Genomic DNA, 3258 nt, shown 5'->3' with positions numbered 1-3258 from the left:
GGGGGGAGGCCCCCTGGAAGGATAGGAAGCCGCTGATTCAGCAAAGAACGTATACATCACGTATGCGTTCTTTTTTTTCGTATACGCCAGGAGGGGGCGTTTTGCGTTGTATTACCGCGTAAGTCATGGTAAAATAAAGGCATTGCTGTCATCGTTCGTTTGTTTGCACAGGAGGTTTCATGGTTCGTCCTATTGATATTCTCAAACAGTATTTTGGTTACGATGCATTTCGTCCTGGCCAGGAAGAAGTCATACAGACACTGATGAACGGACAAGACTGCCTGGCAGTTATGCCAACTGGCGCAGGAAAATCCATTTGTTTTCAAATTCCGGCACTGCTGCTGCCGGGAATTACGCTCATCATTTCTCCTCTTATTTCGCTGATGAAAGACCAGGTAGATGCACTGATAACGCAGCAGATTCCGGCAACGTATATTAACAGTCAGTGTACGCTGGACGAATTGAAACAGCGCTTTGCTGCCATTCGGGCCGGACGGATTAAGCTGGTCTATGTATCGCCGGAACGACTGCAAAATGAGTTTTTTACGGCCTTCATGCAGACCATGCCCGTTGCTATGCTGATTATTGATGAAGCTCATTGCGTTTCGCAGTGGGGCCATGATTTTCGGCCCAGTTACTGTGCTGTTAAAGACTGGCTTCTTCACCTTCCTAACCGACCTGTTGTCGGTGCCTTTACAGCAACGGCAACAGATAAAGTAAAATCGGATATGCTGGAGCTGTTGGGACTGCAGAATGAACGGATTTTTATCGGCGGATTTGATCGGCCTAATCTGTATTTCCGTGTTGCCAGGCCTGCCAATAAGATGGCCGCCGTTCGGCTGTATATTCAGCACCATCCTCGGGAAAGCGGCATTATTTATGCAGCAACGCGAAAAGAAGTCGATCGTATTTATACGGAATTAAAAGCATGGGGCCTTCGCGTCGGCAGGTATCATGCCGGTATGACTGATGAGGCCCGCCGTAAAGCACAGGATGATTTCACCTATGATACGGTGGATATTATGGTCGCTACTAATGCATTTGGCATGGGAATTGATAAAAGCAACGTTCGTTTTGTCATTCATTATCAGATGCCCAAAAATCTGGAAAGCTACTATCAGGAAGCTGGCCGGGCCGGCCGTGACGGCGCTCCTGGTGAATGTGTGCTGCTGTTTAGCCGCCAGGATATTATGGTACAGAAATATTTGATTGATCTGTCTGTTCATAATCCGGAACAACGGCAGCGGGAACTGCACATGCTGAACTGCATGGTTCAGTACTGCGAAGGCCATCATTGCCTGCGGCGGTATATTTTGCAGTATTTTGGCGAGCATCCTGAATGGAAGCGCTGTGAAAACTGCAGTGCCTGCGATCAGGAGGTAGTAGAAGAAGATCGGACCTATGAAGTGCGGCAGATTTGTCAGTGCGTAGATGAATTAAAAGGACGGTTTGGCCTTTCCCTGGTTTGTGATGTACTGAAAGGGAGTCAGAATAGCAAGATCAAACGGTATGGATTTGAGCGAAACGCTTCCTTTGGGCTGCTTGGTGATTTGAGCGGAACGGAAATCCGCGATATGGTGCGGCAGGCCATTGATGACGGCTATTTGGAACAGTCTGAGGGACAGTACCCTATCGTCAAGATGACCGCTGCCGGCCGAGACGTTCTGGCCGGGCAGACCCGGGTTGTACAGGAACGGGTGATTTCCAAACCAGAGCCCATTGCTGCACTGCCTAAAAAACGCAGCAGAACGAATAGAATCAGCATGGATGAAGAAGCTCTTCGTCCTTTATTTGATGCCCTGCGGGCTGTACGGATGACGCTGGCCCAGCGCGAGCACATTCCGCCGTTTGTCATTTTTTCGGATGCCACATTGTGGGAAATTGCCGATACGAAACCGGCAACGCTGGACGAAATGGCTGCCATTAAAGGCGTAGGCGAATTTAAACTGAATAAGTACGGCAGGCAGTTTATTCAGGCCGTACAGCAATTTGAACAACCATAGAGGTGAATGAAGTGAGCATTGCAGATACACAGTATTTACAAATTGTCGATCGTATTTTACAACATGGATATTATGCAAATAATCGGACTGGCGTGCCGACGTATAAATTGCCCCATCAAATCATGCAGTTTGACCTGGCAGAAGAGTTTCCTATTCTGACGACCAAATTCGTTGCTTTTAAAACGGCGGTAAAGGAACTGCTGTGGATCTGGCAGCTTCAGAGTAATGATGTGCGGGAACTGCAGCGCATGAACTGCCACGTCTGGGATGAATGGATGCGCCCTGACGGCACCATTGGTAAAGCCTATGGATATCAGATTCGAAAATACAAGCAAGTCGATACGCTGCTGCATACGCTGCGGACAGATCCGCAGAATCGCCGCATGATCGTTTCCTTATGGAATATTGAAGATTTGCCGGATATGGCATTGCAGCCCTGTGCCTATCAGACCTTATGGGATGTCACAGACGATCGGCTGAATTGCATGCTCATTCAGCGCAGCGGCGATATGGGGCTGGGCGTACCTTTTAATATGACGCAGTACGCCGTTTTAGTTCACCTCATTGCCCGGGCCGTTGGCTTGCAGCCAGGGTTATTTACACATGTCATTAATAATGCCCATATTTATGAAAATCATATTGAAGCCCTGAAAACACAGCTGGCACGCAGAGAGAAGGCTGTGAAGGCGCCGACGCTGCTGCTGAATCCGGATATTGCGGACTTTTACCAGTTTACACCTGATGATATACAGCTTGACAACTATGTTCATTTGGGAAAATTACCGATGGAGGTGGCTGTGTAATGATCCATATGATAGCGGCAGTAGCAAAAGACGGCGGCATTGGCCGGAATAATCAGCTGTTATGTCATATTCCTGCTGATTTGAAACATTTTAAGCAAGTGACGATGGGGCATCCGATGATTATGGGGCGCAAGACTTTTGAAAGTCTGCCTGGCCTGCTTCCAGGGCGGCTGCATATGGTTATTACGACGCAGCGCAACTACGCTGCCGATACAGATCAGGTTCAAATATATCACTCTGTAGAAGAGGTATGCCAAGATCTGGATCCCAGGCAGGAGTATTTTGTTATTGGTGGTGCTTCTATATATACTGCTTTTATGAATCGGGCAGATAGTCTGTATCTTACTGAAATTGATGCCCTCTTTCCGGCCGATACGTTTTTTCCTGCTGTCGATGATAGGCGGTGGAAGGTAGTGGAAACAGAACGGCATGATGCAGATGCAGGTAATAAA

At 48.0% G+C, this 3258-nt stretch carries 3 protein-coding genes; all 3 read left to right on the top strand.

Going from position 1 to position 3258, the window contains the following annotated elements:
• The first annotated feature begins 179 nt into the window (after nucleotides 1–179).
• Nucleotides 180–2003 carry a DNA helicase RecQ gene (gene recQ / locus Q3886_RS09610; RefSeq protein WP_301861234.1) on the top strand — a complete coding sequence of 608 codons (1824 nt, stop codon included), beginning with the start codon at nucleotides 180–182 and terminating at the stop codon, nucleotides 2001–2003.
• 11 nt (nucleotides 2004–2014) lie between these two features.
• Nucleotides 2015–2806, top strand: a complete 792-nt coding sequence (locus Q3886_RS09605) for a thymidylate synthase (RefSeq protein WP_301861233.1) — start codon at nucleotides 2015–2017, stop codon at nucleotides 2804–2806.
• On the top strand, nucleotides 2806–3258 hold a 453-nt coding region (locus Q3886_RS09600; protein ID WP_301861232.1), incomplete at its 3' end, for a dihydrofolate reductase. The genes Q3886_RS09605 and Q3886_RS09600, both read left to right, overlap by 1 nt.

Origin of the sequence: uncultured Megasphaera sp. (genome assembly GCF_958350005.1) — a bacterium.
Taxonomy (GTDB): domain Bacteria; phylum Bacillota; class Negativicutes; order Veillonellales; family Megasphaeraceae; genus Megasphaera.
This window is presented reverse-complemented; position numbering and strand designations above follow the sequence as displayed.